Raw genomic sequence first — 18,668 nt, forward strand, 5'->3', positions numbered from 1 at the left:
GAATCTTTCAAACATAATTGTGTTTTTTTTAAAACTATGGTGAACAGTCAGGGCTAAATTGATATTACCCCCCGTTATTCGGACAGAATGACCCCCGTAAGTTGCCTGGTATTTATACAAATTGCACAACCGTCGTCAGTATCATTAATAACATTTATTATTTCTAAAAACATTAACAGACTAACGATATGGTTATTCACCCAATCCTAACTAATCAACTTTTCTCCAGTTAATGAAAATCAGTACATTCAGTTTCAGATTCTTTTTTATTGCAACCGGACTTTACTTCCTCTTTGCAATTGCCCCTGACATTTGCTTTGCTCAAGTTATAGCGCCTAATAAAAATTCAGGCAGAACAGTTCTGAATTTTAACCGTGACTGGAAATTCTGTTTGGGAGATGTAGCCGGTGCTCAGAAAAAAGGAATAGATGATTCGAAGTGGGAAAGTATCGGGCTGCCTCATTCATTTAGTATCCCTTATTTTATGTCCTCGGATTTTTATGTAGGCTACGGCTGGTATAGAAAGCATTTTCATATTGGACACATCAGCGACAATCGGGTTTCTCTGGACTTTGAAGGTGTATTTCAGCAAGCCGAGGTATTTGTTAACGGTAAAGATGTTGGCCGGCATACCGGAGGATATACCGGTTTTAATTTGGACATAACAAATGCATTAAAGCCAGGTGATAATATTCTTTCCGTAAGAGTGAACAATGTTTGGAAAGCTGATGTGGCTCCGAGGGCGGGTGAACATACTTTTTCAGGTGGCATTTACAGGGATGTGCGCCTTGTCATAACCGCACCGGTGCATTTTGCCCCTTATGGCATCTTTATAAGTACGCCAAAAGTTTCCCCTGTATCTGCTACGGTTAATGTGCAGGTAGAATTAAAGAATACCAAATCCGTTTCCGCCAGGATCAGGGTAAGAACAACTATCCTTGACCCGGCTCGTAAGAGGATTCTTGCTTTTGAAAAATATCATACGCTGCAACCAAATAGTACAGACACTGTTACACAATCAGATCCTGTGGTCAGAAATCCAAAGCTTTGGTCCCCTGATCATCCATATTTGTATACTGCCGTGACCACCGTTTACGAAGGGGCTAAAAAGATTGATGAAGAAAGGCATGCATTCGGAATTCGTTCTATCAAATGGACTGCTGACAGCGGATTCTTTCTAAACGGGAAACACCTGTATCTGAAGGGGGCTAACGTCCATCAGGATCACGCAGGCTGGGGCGACGCGGTTACTAATACTGGATTTTACCGGGATGTAAAGATGATCAGGGACGCTGGTTTTAATTTCATACGGGGATCGCATTATCCGCATGATCCTGCTTTTGCTGATGCCTGCGATAAACTTGGGGTGTTATTCTGGGCTGAAAACAATTTTTGGGGAATCGGAGGCAGCGACAGCACACCTGAAGGCTACTGGAATGCCAGTGCATACCCTACTCAAACAAAAGATACTGCTGCTTTCGAGGCATCTGTCAGGCAGGAATTACAGGAAATGATCAGAATAAACCGGAATCACCCGTCCATAATTGTATGGAGCATTTCAAATGAACCCTTTTTTACGGCTAAGCATACCATCATACCTACGCGCGACCTTCTGAAATCCCTGGTCGGACTGGTGCACCGGATTGATCCGACACGTCCGGCCGCTGTCGGTGGTGCGCAACGCCCCCTGGACAGTCTCCGGATCGACCGGATCGGAGATATCGCCGGATATAACGGCGACGGGAGTTCTCTTGCTGTTTTCCAGGATCCGGGTATCGCAAACCTGGTTGCCGAGTATGGCAGCACTACTGCTGACCGTCCCGGTAAATATGAACCGGGATGGGGGGATCTGGCTAAAGATAATGGCGAAGAAAAGCACGCATGGCGCAGCGGGCAGGCAATCTGGTGTGGTTTCGATCACGGTTCTATTGCAGGCGAGGCATTGGGGAAAATGGGTATAATAGACTATTTTCGTTTACCCAAACGTTCGTGGTATTGGTACAGAAACGCATATAAAGGCATTCCACCTCCGGTATGGCCTAAGGCGGGGGTGCCGGCTAAATTACGGCTTGAAGCAGATAAAAAATCAGCCTTGACTGATGGGACCGATGACGTTAAGCTTATCGTTACCGTATTGGATGCCAATGGTATTCCTATAAGTAACAGTCCCGATATCGATTTAAGGGTGGTTTCTGGACCTGGTGAGTTTCCAACCGGCTCTTCCATTCATTTTTCAGCAAAAAGCGATATACGTGTCGCCGATGGTCAGGCGGCAATCGAATACAGGTCCTGGTTCGCAGGGAAATCAATCGTACGCGCTACTTCTCCTGGCTTAGAACCTGCAACAGTCATGGTCGAATTTACCGGTGCGTACCCGTATCATAAAGGGACTCGGGAAACTGTTGAAAAACCCTATGTCAGGTTTACGGGCAGGAGAGCTCCTGTACAGGTCCAGGTATTCGGACCCAATAATCCAACCTTTGCAAGCAGCTCGGATAAAGATCATATCAGCGGTTATGCAGCTGATGGTAATGAAACTTCGTCATGGAAGGCCGAAAGGTCAGATCGAAACCCGTGGTGGATACTTGATACAGAAAAGAAATTGGATGTAATTAATATCAAGGTCGATTTTCCAACCGAAGCGATTTATCACTATAAAATTGAAATCAGTAATGATATGAAGAACTGGCGCCTGTTAGCCGATTTTTCGCAGAACAGGAAAAGTGAGAAAGTGAAGGAACTGGATGTCAAGAATGAGGAAGGCCGGGCTATCCGCATCGTTTTCGACCGGAATGATATTGCGGGACTGGCGGAGGTTAAAATCTCAGGGAAGGTTGTAGATTAAAAAATTTATTGAAACGAAATTGATGATTAAAGATATGATAAAAAGAAATACAGTTTTTTTTAGGGCGTTGCTTTTGGTCCTCTTTTTCTTAGGCAGCGACAAGCTTTTCGCACAACAATCGGTGAAGAAACTTTGGTACGCCCGGCCGGCTAAACGTTGGGTTGAGGCAATCCCTGTTGGTAACGGCAAAATAGGAGCGATGATATTTGGTGACCCGAAGAATGAGCTATTACAATTAAATGAAAGTACACTATATAGCGGGGGACCGGTTAAAAAGGTAATCAATCCTGCATCAGCAACCTATCTGCCCGACATCCGCAAGGCTTTGCTGCGGGATTCGGATTATTCAACCGCAGACAAGTTAGCCAGAAACATGCAGGGGCTTTACACCGAATCGTACCTTCCGATCGGTGATCTAAGTCTGAAACAGGAATTTTCAGGCGCTGAAATCAGCGGGTATTACCGTGATTTGAATTTATCGACGGCATTGGCCACAACGAGGTTCAGCGCATCCGGGGTAAGCTATACCAGGCAGGTTTTTACTTCGGCTCCTGCCAACATCTTAGTGATGAAACTCACTGCAAATAAAGCGGGTGCGATCAGTTTTCTCGCGTCACTTAAAAGCCAGTTACATTTCAGTATTCAAAAAGCGGCAAGCGATGAGCTAATTATGAAAGGTAAGGCACCTGCGCATGTAGACCCTGTTTATTATAATCCTGAAGGGAGAGAGCATGTGGTTTATGACGATACGACGGGATGTAATGGAATGCGTTTTCAGGTACGTTTAAAAATTGTTGCTAAAGGTGGAAGAGTGGTTGCTGACACTGCCGGGATCCGCGTTACAGGTGCCGATGAGGCCCTGGTATATATTGCAGAGGCGACCAGTTTCAACGGATTTGACAAATGTCCTGACAGCCAGGGCAAAGACGAAAATGCCTTGGCAAATGCTTATCTATCAGGTGCACTGAAGAAAAATTACGGTAGTCTTTTGAAGGAACATCTATCCGACTACCGAAAATACTTCGACCGTCTGTCATTTACCCTAAACGACACGCTGGGACTCCGTAACACACAGCGATCACTGCCGACCGACGAACGTCTGAAACAATATTCAAAAGGCAGCTACGACCCTTTTCTCGAGACGCTTTACTTTCAATTCGGTCGATACCTGCTGATTTCCTGCAGCAGGCCAGGCGGCCCGCCTGCCAATTTGCAGGGTATCTGGAATAAGGAATTGCGGGCTCCGTGGAGTTCAAACTACACGATCAATATCAATACGGAAATGAATTACTGGCCGGCTGAAGTGACTAACCTTTCAGAAATGCACTTACCGTTGTTAGCATTTTTAAAAGGTCTATCGGTCACAGGTGCAAATACGGCTAAAGAGTTTTACAATTTAGGGGGCTGGGTAGCGCATCATAATTCAGATATATGGGCAACATCCAACCCGGTAGGGGATGTGGGTAACGGAGATCCAGTCTGGGCCAATTGGGCAATGGGCGGCGCCTGGCTCAGCAGGCATTTATGGGAGCATTATACCTTCACAAATGATAAAAAGTTTCTTGCGGATTCTGCTTACAAGATCATGAAAGGCGCTGCTCTGTTTATCTCGGATTGGTTGGTTGACGACGGTAATGGTCACCTGGTTACCGCTCCTTCGGTATCACCTGAAAATAAGTTTAAAGACACCAGGGGCAAGCCTCAGGGCGTTTCTGTGGCGACTACAATGGACATGGCTATCATATGGGATTTGTTTACCAATGTCACGGCAGCTTCAAAAGAGCTTGGAATAGATAAATCATTCAGAGATTCGATCTTAGCAAAACGAAACAGGTTATTCCCCATGAGGACAGGCAGTGGCGGCCAATTACTGGAATGGTATAAAGAATTTCAGGAAACAGATCCCCAGCATCGCCATATTTCCCATCTCTACGGCCTTTATCCCGGAAGCCAGATAACCGCGGCTACCCCGGAGTTCTTTGCAGCGGCTAAAAAAACGCTGGAACTGCGCGGTGATGGAGGTACCGGCTGGAGCCGCGGCTGGAAGATCAACTGGTGGGCACGCGTTGGAGACGGAGACCACGCCTATCACCTCATCAGACAGTTGCTGCAGTATACAAATACAGATGAAATTGAGATGCACGACAGCGGAGGTACTTATCCCAACTTCTTCGATGCGCACCCGCCGTTCCAAATTGATGGGAACTTCGCCGGAACTGCCGGTATGGCAGAGATGTTGATTCAGAGTCACGAAGGATACATTAATATACTACCGGCCTTGCCGACGGCATGGAAAAGCGGCGAGATTAAGGGATTACGTGCAAGAGGGGGATTTCAGGTGAATATACAATGGCATAACGGACAATTAAGTGCAGCGTCAGTCAAATCCTCCGTGAGCAGGCAATGTTTAATTAAGTATGGGAAAGAATTGAAGATAGCCGGTGTCAAAGGAAAGCTTTCAAAAATCAGTGACGGATATTTGTTCAGCTTCTTTGCAAAAAAAGGGCAGATCTATACCGTTATTCCGGCATCAGACAAGAACAATTCGAAACAGCTTAGATTGTAAAACCTGGTTTTAAGCGGCTAAAGCCCGGCTACCGTGCACCTAAGCCCAATAGCCGGGCCCCGCTATCTTTTTATCAATAAAATTTGGTTCGTAATATTTATTACCTAAAAATCGATTGTTATGAAGCCACAATTACTTAAGGTTAGTAACGAGGCCGAACACTCTTTTACATACAGGCTCGACAGGATCCCTAACATAAACAGCCGGTGGCATTATCACCCGGAAATTGAACTCATCCATTTTCATAAGGGGGCAGGCACACAGTTTGTCGGTGACAATGTCAAAAGATTTTGCCAGGGAGACACTGTTTTAGTAGGAAGGAACCTGCCTCATTACTGGAAATATGATGATGAAACTTCAGAAGGCCCTACGGATGTAGCTTCACCTTATTCTACAGTAATTCATTTCTTTGAAGATTTCTGGAGTGAACGCTTTTTGAATCTCCCGGAAAATAAACAGTTGAAAAATACGCTGGAGGATGCTAAAAGAGGATTGCAGATTTATGGAAAATTATCAGAGGAAGTAGGGCAGCTGATGGATTCTATTGCCCATACAGAAGGCCCTAAAAGAATCATTAAACTAGTAGAGGCCCTTGTCGCTATCGGTGAGTGTGAAAGCAGAACAGTTCTGTCATCGTTAGGTTTCAGTCCGATTTATGAAGAGGCCGATAAAGACAGGCTGGCTAAGATCTACGATTATTCTTTCGCCAATTTTAAAGAAAAGGTGCAATTAAAGGACATTGCTGATATCGCTAATATCGGGCCTAATTCGTTTTGCAGGTATTTTAAGTCAAGAACGGGGAAAACTTATTCTCAATTTCTTACTGAAATCAGGGTCGGTTACGCATGTAAGCTGTTAATAGAGAGTAGGATAAGCGTTAAGAGGATATGCTTTGAATGCGGTTATAATAATTTCTCCTGTTTTCACACCGCTTTTAAATCAATAACAGGAAAAAGCCCACTGAATTATCAGCATGAATACATAAGGAGGTAAGCTCATAAATATTCTATCTAAAACACTTTCGGCATCGCAATAGGGCACCCGGAATGCAGTCAGATCCGCCTATTTTATGCTTTACAGTTTAACGATAATCGCTGCCTGGCAATCGTCAGCTTCTGACGCCATTTCTTCTCTCGTGTTGAACCCTGGAGTTCAGGGAATTTTGTTTTTTAGTTTTTTGATGAGAAAAAACAAAATTGCGTTGATCGAAATCTACGCCGGTGGTTTACAGATATTTTTTGAATTGGCAAAAGTTGTTTGCATATTCAGATATGTTTGTAAATTCAAATGTAAGTTATACGGCCTTCCCCGATGAAAATTATTGAACTTGATGATGCAGAATTGCTGAAAAGACTGCAAAGTGGAGATCGGGAGGCATTTAACACCCTGTACTACCGATATCTTTCAAAGCTATACAGTGTTGTTTACAAAAGGGTAAAATCGAAGGAAGTCGCTGAGGAGATCATACAGGAGTTGTTTACTACCCTTTGGGTCAAACGCGCGGACCTGGCTATAGAGCATGCATTTGCTTCGTATATTTTCACAGCGGTAAAATACATGGTATTCAAGTATTTCAGGAGTGAGCAGGTCAGGCGCACCTATATTGATAGTGCGAAAGCGCAATACGCTGATCTGGATAATTATACTGAAGAAGCCATTCTATTTGAAGATCTCAATAAACGTTTCGAAGGAGCCCTGAAAGATCTGCCGGCGAAGTCGGGGCATGTATTCAGATTAAGCCGTAAGGAAAATAAAAGCAATAAGGAGATCGCCCAGGAGCTGAACATTACAGAAAAGGCGGTAGAATATCATATCACCAAGGCGCTTGCTATCCTTCGCGCCAATTTGAAAGACTTCGTACCATTTATTTTCCTGCTTACAGCTTTTTACCGCTAAACGTAGAGGGTGCGCAAATATTTTTAACTTTTTTTAGGGGTGTATCGTTTTGCGGGTACTTCTGCTATTGTAAACCAAGTTCCATCTTTTCTGCTTGAACAATGAATAATAGTATTCCTGAACTGATAGATAAGTTTTTCGACGGCAAGTGCACTGCCGAAGATATGCTTAGGCTTGATGAATGGTATTATTCTTACGATACCGAAAATGATCCTGATGAACTAATGGATGAGCTTAAGCGTCACGCTTTTGAAATACACATGCTTGAACGTATTAACGACAATATAAGCAAGGTCGAGTGCGAACTGCAGGAAGAGGCTGATGTCCGGGGAAATAGAAAGATCAACTGGATGCCTTGGGCCATATCTGGTATTGCAGCAATGCTGATGATCGCCACAGGATTATATTTTTTATGGCCTTCGGGATTAAACGCTATCAAAGGGAAAGGTACAATTATCACAGTTGCTCCTCCGCAAAATAAACTCATGCTTACCATGTCTGACGGGAAATTAATTTACCTGGATACAGGAATTAAAGAGCTAAGAGAAAGTGACGGCACTGAAATCAGGATAAAGGATAATACCATCACCTACACTAACAATGCCTGTAATAATACCGCAGTGCGTAATACGCTTAGCATACCTGCCGGCCGAACCTACCGCATCAATTTTTCGGATGGTACAGTTGCGTGGTTGAATAATGTATCAGAATTGACATACCCGGTAATTTTCAGCAAGTCGAAAGATAGGATCGTAAAATTAAAAGGAGAGGCTTACTTTGAGGTTTTCCACGATGCTGCGAGGCCATTCAAGGTGAAAATGAGAGAATCGGAGATTACAGTCTTAGGAACCAAATTTAACGTAAATACCTTCAATAAAGACGGAACTACAACCACACTTCTGGAAGGTTCAGTAAAGGTAGCCAGCCATGGAAATGAAGGTATACTCAAGCCAGGGCAGCAGGCAGTGACCGGCAAAACAAACATTAATATTAAAAATGCGGACCTGCAAAAGGTAATCGCATGGAAGGACGGATATTTTCACTTCAAAGAGGACGGGATCGAAACCATTCTGGAGCAGGTCGCCAGATGGTATAACGTAGAAGTGAAGTATTTAGGCCCCATCAATGTGGGAATGCATTACGGTGGCAAGATCCCGCGCTCAAAGTCGCTTAATGAGGTATTGACCATGCTGACCGATATCACAGGCCTCAAATTCAAACGCACCGGGACTACCCTTTGGGTTTATATGAAATAACTTATGAAGTATTAATTCCTAAATAACTTGCCTATGATAAAATGAAGTTTTACGATCTCCCCAAAATGATCTTACGGAAAAAAATAAACCGAAAGTATTCCAGTACTTCCGGTTTTGTCTGGCTAAGATCTCTATGCTATCTAACCAATAACGAATCTGTAACCAAACTTTACTAAATTATGAAATATCTGTTTTATGTCAAAGAACATGAAAGGAAACCGCTTTACTCAATATTTACCCAATGTATAAAGATAATGAAGGTAACTGTTATACTAATTATCATGTTTTCCCTGGGGGGGAGCGCCAGTACCAGAGCACAACAGGTCACCTTATCGTTAAATCACAGCACGCTAAAAGTTTTCTTTACCGAGGTAGAAAAACAAACTAATTATGAGTTTTTGTACAACGAGGAGCTACTGCAGAATTATAACAATATAAGCCTTCATATCAAAAATGTCCCCGTGGAAGACGCTTTAAAACTAGCTTTTGCAGGCAAGCCGCTGTTTTATAAATTTCGCGATAAGACAATCACCATTTTAGAGAGAAAAATGCAGCAACCAGGTGAAGCTGCCGATTTTACGCTCACCGGACAGGTCATAGATAAGAACGGCAATCCTGTGCCGGGTGTAAACGTAAAGGTGGAAAACACCAACAACGGTACAGCTGCAAATTTTGATGGTAAGTTTTCTTTAAAAAATGTGAAGGTCAATGATGTTATCATCATTTCTGCTATGGGATATCTTACGCAAAGGATCGTTATAGGCAATGAAACGACGCTTAAAATTACTTTGCTCGAAGATAATAAAGGGCTCGATGAGGTCGTGGTGGTTGGTCAGGGTATCCAAAAGAAGGCCAGCGTAATAGGGGCCATTTCTTCCGTTTCTACTAAGGAGCTGAGTCAAAGCCCGGTATCTAATATCAGCAATGCCTTGGCGGGCAGGCTGCCCGGCCTGATCTCTATCCAGAGAAGCGGTTTACAGGGAAGCGATGACGCTCAATTATTGATTCGTGGTGTTGCAACGCTCAACGGTTCCGGGCCAATGGTAGTTGTTGACGGCGTGGAAGGCCGAACTATGGCAGATATTGAGCCCAGTGATATAGAAAGCGTGAGTATCCTGAAAGATGCAACAGCAACTGCAGTTTACGGGATCAGGGGTGCTAATGGCGTTGTGCTGATCACCAGCAGAAGAGGTTCGTCTTCAAAGGCACCGGCGATCAGCCTCACCTCCCAGTATGGTTTGCAGTCGCCGACAAGGATTCCTGATGTCGTTAACTCTTATGAATATGCTACGCTTTATAACCAGGCCAATAAAAACAACGGGCAACCGCTAACTTACACCCAGGAACAACTGGACGGTTATAAGAACCACACTGACCCTTACCTTTATCCGGACAACAATTTCGCGTCAATACTTTTGAGAAAGAGATCCGCCATGACCAGAACCAACCTGACGGTTACCGGCGGGTCCAATTTTGCCAGGTTTTTCGTTTCGGCGGGGTATTTGTCTCAGGACGGAATATACAAAACATTTCCGACACCTTATCCTTCAGATCAAGTGGCAAAAAGATACAATTTTCGCGGTAATCTCGATGTTAACGTAACAAACTCTACTATCTTACGCCTGGACTTGTCTGGCAGCTTTGGCTCGGTAAACAGGCCAAGATATTCAAACGAGCCATTTTTCTCGATTGTTCGTGTTCCTCCAAATCTGGCCCCTATTAAAAATCCCAATGGGTCTTGGGGCGCGGCAACATCGCTGGGGGTAAATCCCGTGGCGGAGCTATCGGATCTTGGATATGTCGTATCCTACACAGGACGTTCACAAGGTACGTTTTCGCTTACCCAAAAATTGGAGATGTTAACTAGAGGTCTGTCGGCAACTGTCTCCTTGTCATATGATGCCAACTATTACCAGAATCAGCAAAGGGGAAAAAGCTATGATTCTTTCCACTACAATGCCGACGGTACGTATACGAGGGTAGGTACAGGCTCTAAATTGGGCACAGTAGCCGGGAATTACGGCCTGAGCAGGTTTTCTACCTACCGTGCCACGCTAGCCTATGACAGGATTTTTGGCTCAAGTTCCGTGAGCAGTGCTTTGATCTTCACCCAGCAAAAATCTTATAATAATGTGGATATCCCTGCTGCCGTGCAAGGCTTTTCGGGAAGGACAACCTACAATTATAGGCTCAAATATTTTGCTGAAGCGACTTACGCTTATAACGGATCTGAAAACTTTGCTCCGGGTAAGCGATATGGCTTTTTCCCCGCCGGAGCAATAGGTTGGATAGCAAGCGAGGAACCATTTTTTAAAGAGAATGTAAGTTTTATTTCCTTTTTGAAACTAAGGGCTTCTTATGGTGTGGTTGGTAATGACCAGATTGGTGGTAGCCGTTTCCTGTTCAATAGTTATTATGCTGATGCCGGGGGCAGTTCGTTCGGTAATCCTCCTTCTGGCGCTAACGGACTGCGGGAAGCGTTTTTGGGTAACAAGAACATCACCTGGGAGCGCGGCTACAAAAAGAATATTGCATTTGAAGGTAAGTTCTTCAGTGATATAATCACCCTTAATGTTGACCTTTTCCGTGAGAACAGGAAACAAATTCTGGTAAGCGCCTTGGTTCCCGACGCCGCCGGTCTTCCTAATTCTCCGCCAATCAACAAAGGAGAAGTAATGAACCAGGGCTTTGAGACTGAGTTGGGGGTTCGTAAGAAATTCCATAGCCTGGTGTTAAACTTGAAAGGCAACATAGGATTCAACCGAAGCAAGGTACTGGATAACAATGAGGCTACGCCTGTTTACGGCTATCAGTCAGGTATAGGCAAACGTGTGTATCAACCGCTGGGCCTTGTTGCCGAAGGATTTTTTCAAAACACTGCAGAGATCACATCAAGACCAACCCAGACATATACGAGTAATGTAATTCCCGGTGACCTTAAGTACAAGGATGTTAACGGTGACGGGGTCGTTAATGATTTTGACCGTGTAGCCATCGGTTATACGACTATCCCTGAAATTCAATACGGCATAACCCTAGATCTGAACTACAGGAATTTTGATCTCAGCATCCTTTTCCAGGGTTCGGCCCACTCAAGTGTATATTTTGACCAGTTTGGTTACGTACCATTTGATAGGCAGGGAACCGCCCTTAAGGAGCAGCTTAACAGCTGGACACCGGAGACTGCTGCGACCGCTACTTATCCAAGGATAGACATTGGTGCTAATCCCAATAACACCAGGCTATCCACCTTCACACAGCAGAACGGCGATTACCTGAGGTTGAAAAATGCCGAGATCGGTTATACGTTCTCTCAAGAGCTACTCAGAAAAGCAGGTCTTAAAAAGGTAAGATTATTTGCCAATGGTCAGAATCTTTACACTTGGTCTAAAATCAAGTTCGTAGATCCGGAGTATGGCAGTGGAGGCATAGGCAACACCTACCCGCAACAAAAAGTATATAATTTCGGTGTCAAACTCGACTTCTAAGATCTCATAAATAGTATCATGAAAAAAACTACAATAATAGCGGCGATCTTGTTATTTACATCTTCATTCTATTCGTGTAAGAAATATTTAGATCTCGCTCCAAACGAAAATATCTCTGAGGAACAAGCCTTCAGCACAATGATTCAAACGGAGAACTTCGCTAATAATATTTATGCGGAACTTCCGATATATCAGCAAAGGCTAAGCGACGGCTTCACTACGTTGGATTGCCTGAGCGACGAAGCTGCACCAACTTATTTTCAAGGAGGCAGAACCTTCAACAGCGGCGGTTATGGCCCCACCAACATCACCAATTTTATCGGGAATATATGGGGTAATGCGTTCAAAAATATAAGAAAGTGTAATATTTTGCTGGAAAAATTACCCTCGGTACCGACCATACAGGCAAATGATAATGAAACCAGAAAGAGATTACGGGGAGAAGGATTGTTCTTACGTGCATTCCTGTATTTCGACATCCTCAAAGTATTTGGCAAATTTCCGATCATCGACATGGCGCTAAAACCTGATGACGAATTTAAGGTACAAAGGAATACATATGACGAATGTGTTGCATTTATCCAGAAGGACCTCGACGAGGCTGTCACACTGCTGCCGTTAAATTACCCTACCAATCAATTGGGAAGGGCTAACAAGGGAATGTGCATGGCGTTGAAGTCGCGGCTCTTGTTGTACGCTGCTAGCCCCTTGAACTCGGCAGATAACGCTGCAAAATGGCAGGCTGCTGCTAAAGCTTCGAAAGAGGTTATCGATCTTAACCAATATTCATTATATAACCAGAATTCAGACAAGGCTGAGAATTACAAGGCTATATTCAATGTATTTGCCAACAATGAGATCATCTGGTTTTTGAATTTAGGGAATGGTAAAAGATTTGAGCAGAATTATTATCCTACTTGTAACGGAGGTTGGGGTGATGAAACGCCCACCCAAAATTTTGTGGACGAGTTTCAGATGGACAATGGAAAGGATATCACTGACCCGACATCAGGCTATGATTCCGCAAGGCCTTACCTGCACAGGGAGCCGAGGTTCTATGGCACTGTATGGTACAATGGAAGCGTGATCCGCGGCATCCGCGTTCAGACTAACCCGGGAGGCAATGCAGCTATCAATGGTGGTAACGACAATACGAAAACCGGTTATTACACCCGGAAGTTTAGCGACGAATCTGTGGATCTATACAATGGACCGGGCAAGCAAATGATGAGCATATGGTTCCGATTGGCAGAAATGTACCTTAACTATGCCGAAGCGAGCAATGAAGCTAATTCTAATCCTGCTGCCGACCCTTTTATATATAGCTATGTGAACCTGATCAGGTCAAGGGCCGGCTTACCTGGACTTGTGACTGGTTTATCAAAAACACAGATGCGATTGGCCATCAGGCACGAAAGAAGGATAGAATTAAGTTTTGAAGAGCACCGATTCTTCGATGACAGAAGATGTAAGCTAACCTTTGGCGGCCCGATAAAAGGTATTGTGTGGGCTGATGCAGCAGGCACGAGTTATACGCTGATCACAGCGGAAAACAGGGCATTCGATCCTAAAATGTACTACATGCCAATCCCGCAGCGAGAAATTGATATTACCAAGATGGAGCAAAATCCGGGTTGGCAATAATTAATTCGCTATTAACGTCCCGGGCATTCCAATGTGTAGTGCCCGGGACGTTAAATTTTGTTTATATTCCAAAATAAGCCTGCAAAACCGTGCTAATGACCCCGGTAGTGTGTTTAATGATACGGTGAGCGCCTTGCTTGGCAATTATAATATTCGCAGGGCAGGGCCATCTGCGGCGAAGTTGGATAGAATAGATGCTAATAGAGTGCTGTCTATTTATAAAGAGATATTCGCTGATGCATCAAATACCAAATTTGTATTCACAGGTAGTATAGATACCTCAGTACTAAAACCTCTGTTGGTGAATTATTTGTCGGCACTCCCGAAATCGGCGAAGAAAATGAGCTCAAGTAACCTGGATATTGATATTCCTAAAGGGGAAATAACTAAGACGGTATATAAAGGCACAGACGCTAAGTCAACTGTCGTACTTGTGTTTTCGGGCGATATGCCCTACAGTATAGCAAACCGGATAGGTTTGGACGCATTGAAAGAAGTGTTATCCATTAGATTAACAGAGCGTCTGCGTGAAGAGGAAAACGGTGTATATAGTCCATCGGTATATGCTACGATAAGTAAGTACCCAAGCAATAGATACCGTTTGGTGGTACAGTTTGGCTGTGGTCCCCAAAATGTGGAGAAACTCATAGCATCGACATTAGATGAATTAAATAAAATCAAAAGAGAAGGACCTGCTCAAATAAATGTAGACAAATGGCGTGCCGAAACATTTAGGCAGCGTGAAGTAGAGCTAAAAACCAACGATTGGTGGTTAAGCTATCTTAACGGGCAATTGCAAACCGAAGAGGACGTGCAGCAGTTGAATGAAGTACCGGAGTTGATCAATCATATTACATCTGACGGGTTGAGAGAATTGGCTAATAAATATTTGACAGGAGCTAATTATATTAGAGCAGTATTACTGCCTGAAATCAGTAATTAACTTGAGTTCGGGTTAAGCCGTCAATAAAAGTTGATTGTCATGTCGATCAAAGATAATATTAAGCGATGGCTTTTTCATTTCGGATTCTGCTCGAACAAATTGCCATGGCTATGGTCCAGATAGAAGATGGCGAGTTAAGATCAGAGAGGTTTACATTAAAAATTGCTAAGATTCATGATAGAAAGCGTAAAATTGCATCTGATTTAGATAAACCGATATTCGAAAAAATAATTTATGGCTTTTTATTCAGTGTTAGGTCTGCAATCATAGGCTTTCCTGTCGGTCAAACTTTATTAGGATCATTTTAATTAACCAATACCATTTATAATGCTTTTCAGGGTTATGCTGATATTGATGTATTGAATTGTCATTTCTCATATTTAGCGCTAATCGACAGGGAATTTAACCAACAATAATTCCATCAATTTGTCAACTTGCAAGTAGCAGGAAATCGTGAAGGAAGCGGTCGATACCTTTCCCTATGGGCTAAAATAAGTATTTTTAGTCAGTCCATAGGAAAATCGAATCTTTTCTAAGAAACTTTTAATTCGTTTACAATCTTTAGTTGTTCCAAAAGGTGGTTCGAATTATGTCAAGTCAGGTAAACTGAATTTTATTATATAACCAATATGTTCTTTTACGTAGTTTCTGAATAATCTATATAAATGATTTCAAGAAAAATTGATAAACGATATATATCCGTTAAGCAATTGGACAATGGATAAGTTAATCCCCTTTTACTTAAACTCTCTATCATTTATTTATTAAAATAAGCATATATTAGTCTCATCAAACCGCCTTATCCTCATGATGCCCAAAAATACCTTAAAATCCAAGCCTGAAGCCCTGGCTTTCAGTATACTGGCAGGTGTAGTGCTACAAGAGCATACCTCGAATTCTGCAACTTTTTGTCATCCTTATCATCTTTTCATGAAAAGAATCTGTTTACCTTTTATTTGCTTTCCTGCCGCAATAACCCGCGCTTATCCTCGGGGCGGGCAAAGCCAACAAAGCTATATGAGTGGAATCAAAGTGAAACGACTATCATAATAGGCCGAATAGTCATCGCACCCTATCCAAATCCTATCGGAACATATTCAGGTATGCAATAGCAAATTCAATTATCGACTACATGATAATCGGGGACATGCCATGTGCGTTGTTGCAAGTTTTCAATTATTTGTAAACACGTGGTAAATAAACGGATTAGACTCGGTATTCGAAGGATAGGCAGATTCAACCTCAAACCTTTTAAAAGATGAAGTCTCTTCATCGATGACTTTAGTTGTATCATTTACGGTCTTCCCCACTCATGAGCAAAACGCATTTCCATCCACAGAATGTCAGGCATCAGGACGACGAGTTCACTAGCTCCTTTATAAATAGGTATTAATCAGATGCCGACATAGTTACCGGGCTTTACGCCAGGAAATTAGCGTAGATGTGGGAAATGAACCTGGCAGAGATGGCGTTCATTGATTCTATACCACGATGTCGACTATCTGGTATCGAAGATTTACTTATTTGGGACACGGTTTAGATGCATCGTTAAGCACATTGAATATCACGACCAAGGACAATATCAATAAATACTAATTAACTCATGAAAAAATCAATCTTAATCACGATTCTGTTCGTTTCCATAACGAACTGTCTTTTTGCCCAATGGATGACCAACGGCACCAATATTTACAATAATAATACCGGTAACGTCGGTATAGGTACCACTACGCCAGGTAATTTGTTTGTAGTTTCAGGAACAACTGCAAGTCCTTTAACTGTGGCGCGAACAACTGCTTCATCAAATATCAGTGTGGAATTCAAAAACTCCACCGGTTCCTGGTTTGCGGGACAGGGGGCAACAGGAAACTTTGGTATTGCCACCAATAATAATATTGGAGTAGGCGCTCCATTTAATATTACAACAGTTGGTAACGTTGGTATCGGCACAACAACCCCGGGAAACCTGCTTGAAGTTTCAGGAACGATCCCAAGTCCTTTGACCATTACCCGAACAACCGCATCGAATATCAGTGTAGAATTTAAAAACCCCACGGGTTCGTGGTTTGCGGGTCAAGCTTCAACAGGAAACTTTGGTATTGCTACCAATAATAATATTGGAGTAGGTGCCCCATTTAATATTACAAATAACGGTAATGTGGGTATTGGCACTACTACTCCCAGTGGCAGATTACAGGTGATAGGCACCGTAAATTCCACTGTCACCGGAGCGGCGGGAGATAACAATAACTATATGTTTTCAAATCCGAATGCTGCCAATACAAGCAATGATCCTAGAGGTGGTATTTGGCTGGATAATGACGGGCGGTTTAAATTGCGGTCAGTTACTGGGTATGGATTTGCATTCAGAAGTACCGCTGATACTTTCGATATTCTCAACATCAATGATAATGGCCTTTCTATAGGTACCCAAACGATGCCTTCGGGATATAAGCTGGCAGTTAACGGTAGCGCCATTGCGACTGCTGTTTTCGTCAAGGTCAATTCCGAGTGGCCTGACTATGTGTTTAAGCCAGCGTATCACCTACGCCCTTTGACTGAAGTAAAAGCTTATATCGATCAAAATCGGCATTTGCCAGAAACCCCCTCTGCCGATGAAATAGCAAAGGATGGACTGAACCTTGGCGAGATGAACAAGCTGTTGATGAAGAAAGTTGAGGAACTGACTTTGTACCTGATCGAAAAAGACCAAATTATTACTGAACAACAAAAAAAGTTGTCCGATCAAGAGTTAATAAATAAGACCTCGGAAGAACGTGTGAAACGACTTGAACGCCTTTTGCCTTCTTTAAAAACAAATCCGTAATTCTCAATAATCAACATAGCTACTATCAACTGCCCCGAAAGCGGTTCTTAGGTAGCCTCTTATCACTTCATAAAAACATGAGAAAGTTAAAGAATGTACTTGTTTTAACGACGCTTTTTGCTCATTAAAAAGCACCGCACAGATGAATGTACCATCTCAAACCTCGGGTTCAGGTCCTTTGGGGACATCTGGTTCCCTGTTGACATTTACATCCGGTGGACCGCCATACCCTGCAGCCATACAGAGGGTATGGGGCTTAAACCTTGGCGGAACCAACGTATAGCCGGTTAAGGTTTACAATTCAAGTTTATTGGTGGGGTATCAGTCAAACAATCAGGACTACTGCACAGGGAACATTTTTGCAACCGGATACGTCGATATCGGCACACGGATACCAAAGGATATAAACTTGGCGTGAACGGTAGCGTTATTGCAACTTCGGTTACTGTCAGGCTTTATGGCAGCTGGGCTGATTATGTTTTCAAGCCGACTTATAAGCTTCCATCTTTAACAGAGGTTAAAGCCTATATCGATCAATACAAACATTTACCCGAGATTCCATCCGAGCAGGAAATCGCTAAAAACGGGCAAAATCTTGGGGAGATGAATAAGCTGCTGCTCAAAAAAGTAGAAGCGCTGACGCTGTACCTCATCGAAAATAAAAAACAAATCGACGAATTGAAAACCCAAGTTTCCTTATTGAAAACCGGGAAAAAATAATGTTAACATGAAAAAGACGCTATTTATTCTATTCACATTCCTCGTCTTATCAAAAATTACGTATGCGCAAAATACCTTTTCATCTTCCGGGAACGTAGGAATCGGGACAACCACTCCGGCGACCGCTTTTGATGTCAAAGGTGCCATTTCTGTAAAAGGCATGAACGTGGATGACACTCAGACCATATCTGTTTCCGCTGATGGAACCTATGTGATTGCCAGCGGAAACCGCATTAAAGGAACATATACGCTCAGCTTTGAAGCGCCGAACAGGGTGCAGACAGTTGTACTTCTAGCTAATGCAACCCATTATGATTATATCAGTTCGCTTTCAATATTGCAATCACAAAAAAATTAGAGAGCTATTGTATAGGATTAGTAAATTGCTTACTTTTATTTGAGTTTATAGTTGTCAAAAGAACATTTATATCATCATTAACCTAACCAATCACATCAATATGAAAGCCTTCATTCCTGATATCT

At 43.0% G+C, this 18,668-nt stretch carries 12 protein-coding genes; all 12 read left to right on the top strand.

All coding sequences use genetic code 11. The annotated features are described in order from the left end of the window. Positions 1-232 precede the first annotated feature (232 nt). Positions 233-2,845 carry a glycoside hydrolase family 2 protein gene (locus tag MusilaSJ_RS24620; RefSeq protein WP_274987413.1) on the top strand — a complete coding sequence of 871 codons (2,613 nt, stop codon included), beginning with the start codon at positions 233-235 and terminating at the stop codon, positions 2,843-2,845. Positions 2,846-2,879: 34 nt separating this feature from the next. Then, positions 2,880-5,411: a glycoside hydrolase family 95 protein gene (locus tag MusilaSJ_RS24625; protein ID WP_274987414.1), complete on the top strand. Its 2,532-nt coding sequence runs from the start codon at positions 2,880-2,882 to the stop codon at positions 5,409-5,411. A 120-nt stretch (positions 5,412-5,531) separates the two neighbouring features. Continuing rightward, on the top strand, positions 5,532-6,404 hold the full coding sequence (locus MusilaSJ_RS24630; RefSeq protein ID WP_274987415.1) for an AraC family transcriptional regulator: 873 nt from the start codon (positions 5,532-5,534) through the stop codon (positions 6,402-6,404). A 318-nt stretch (positions 6,405-6,722) separates the two neighbouring features. Beyond that, positions 6,723-7,307 (top strand): RNA polymerase sigma-70 factor, encoded by a 585-nt coding sequence (locus MusilaSJ_RS24635; RefSeq protein WP_274987416.1) that lies wholly within the window; start codon positions 6,723-6,725, stop codon positions 7,305-7,307. 101 nt (positions 7,308-7,408) lie between these two features. Further along, positions 7,409-8,563: a FecR family protein gene (locus tag MusilaSJ_RS24640; RefSeq protein ID WP_274987417.1), complete on the top strand. Its 1,155-nt coding sequence runs from the start codon at positions 7,409-7,411 to the stop codon at positions 8,561-8,563. Positions 8,564-8,817: 254 nt separating this feature from the next. Then, entirely contained in the window at positions 8,818-12,051 is a 3,234-nt protein-coding gene (locus MusilaSJ_RS24645; RefSeq protein WP_274987418.1) for a TonB-dependent receptor, read from the top strand. A gap of 18 nt (positions 12,052-12,069) precedes the next feature. Continuing rightward, positions 12,070-13,695, top strand: a complete 1,626-nt coding sequence (locus tag MusilaSJ_RS24650; RefSeq protein ID WP_274987419.1) for a RagB/SusD family nutrient uptake outer membrane protein — start codon at positions 12,070-12,072, stop codon at positions 13,693-13,695. Between the two features lie 31 nt (positions 13,696-13,726). Next, positions 13,727-14,638 (top strand): M16 family metallopeptidase, encoded by a 912-nt coding sequence (locus MusilaSJ_RS24655; protein WP_274987420.1) that lies wholly within the window; start codon positions 13,727-13,729, stop codon positions 14,636-14,638. Positions 14,639-14,703: 65 nt separating this feature from the next. Then, positions 14,704-14,946, top strand: coding sequence for a hypothetical protein (locus MusilaSJ_RS24660; RefSeq protein WP_274987421.1), 243 nt, complete (start codon positions 14,704-14,706; stop codon positions 14,944-14,946). 1,295 nt (positions 14,947-16,241) lie between these two features. Next, on the top strand, positions 16,242-17,465 hold the full coding sequence (locus MusilaSJ_RS24665; protein WP_274987422.1) for a PPE family protein: 1,224 nt from the start codon (positions 16,242-16,244) through the stop codon (positions 17,463-17,465). Positions 17,466-17,879: 414 nt separating this feature from the next. Beyond that, a complete protein-coding gene (locus tag MusilaSJ_RS24670; RefSeq protein WP_274987423.1) occupies positions 17,880-18,185 on the top strand; it encodes a hypothetical protein in 306 nt (101 codons plus the stop codon). 7 nt (positions 18,186-18,192) lie between these two features. After that, the gene (locus MusilaSJ_RS24675; protein ID WP_274987424.1) at positions 18,193-18,543 is read left to right on the top strand and encodes a hypothetical protein; all 351 of its coding nucleotides are present in this window, start codon (positions 18,193-18,195) and stop codon (positions 18,541-18,543) included. Positions 18,544-18,668 lie beyond the last annotated feature (125 nt).

It is taken from the genome of Mucilaginibacter sp. SJ (assembly GCF_028993635.1).
Lineage (GTDB): Bacteria > Bacteroidota > Bacteroidia > Sphingobacteriales > Sphingobacteriaceae > Mucilaginibacter.

Coding starts and splice junctions, on each gene's coding strand:
- MusilaSJ_RS24635 (WP_274987416.1), top strand. CDS start 6,723: ATGAAAATTATTGAACTTGATGATGCAGAATTGCTGAAAAGACTGCAA.
- MusilaSJ_RS24660 (WP_274987421.1), top strand. CDS start 14,704: ATGGCTTTTTCATTTCGGATTCTGCTCGAACAAATTGCCATGGCTATG.
- MusilaSJ_RS24665 (WP_274987422.1), top strand. CDS start 16,242: ATGAAAAAATCAATCTTAATCACGATTCTGTTCGTTTCCATAACGAAC.
- MusilaSJ_RS24655 (WP_274987420.1), top strand. CDS start 13,727: ATGTGTAGTGCCCGGGACGTTAAATTTTGTTTATATTCCAAAATAAGC.
- MusilaSJ_RS24640 (WP_274987417.1), top strand. CDS start 7,409: ATGAATAATAGTATTCCTGAACTGATAGATAAGTTTTTCGACGGCAAG.
- MusilaSJ_RS24675 (WP_274987424.1), top strand. CDS start 18,193: ATGAAAAAGACGCTATTTATTCTATTCACATTCCTCGTCTTATCAAAA.
- MusilaSJ_RS24620 (WP_274987413.1), top strand. CDS start 233: ATGAAAATCAGTACATTCAGTTTCAGATTCTTTTTTATTGCAACCGGA.
- MusilaSJ_RS24650 (WP_274987419.1), top strand. CDS start 12,070: ATGAAAAAAACTACAATAATAGCGGCGATCTTGTTATTTACATCTTCA.
- MusilaSJ_RS24645 (WP_274987418.1), top strand. CDS start 8,818: ATGAAGGTAACTGTTATACTAATTATCATGTTTTCCCTGGGGGGGAGC.
- MusilaSJ_RS24630 (WP_274987415.1), top strand. CDS start 5,532: ATGAAGCCACAATTACTTAAGGTTAGTAACGAGGCCGAACACTCTTTT.
- MusilaSJ_RS24625 (WP_274987414.1), top strand. CDS start 2,880: ATGATAAAAAGAAATACAGTTTTTTTTAGGGCGTTGCTTTTGGTCCTC.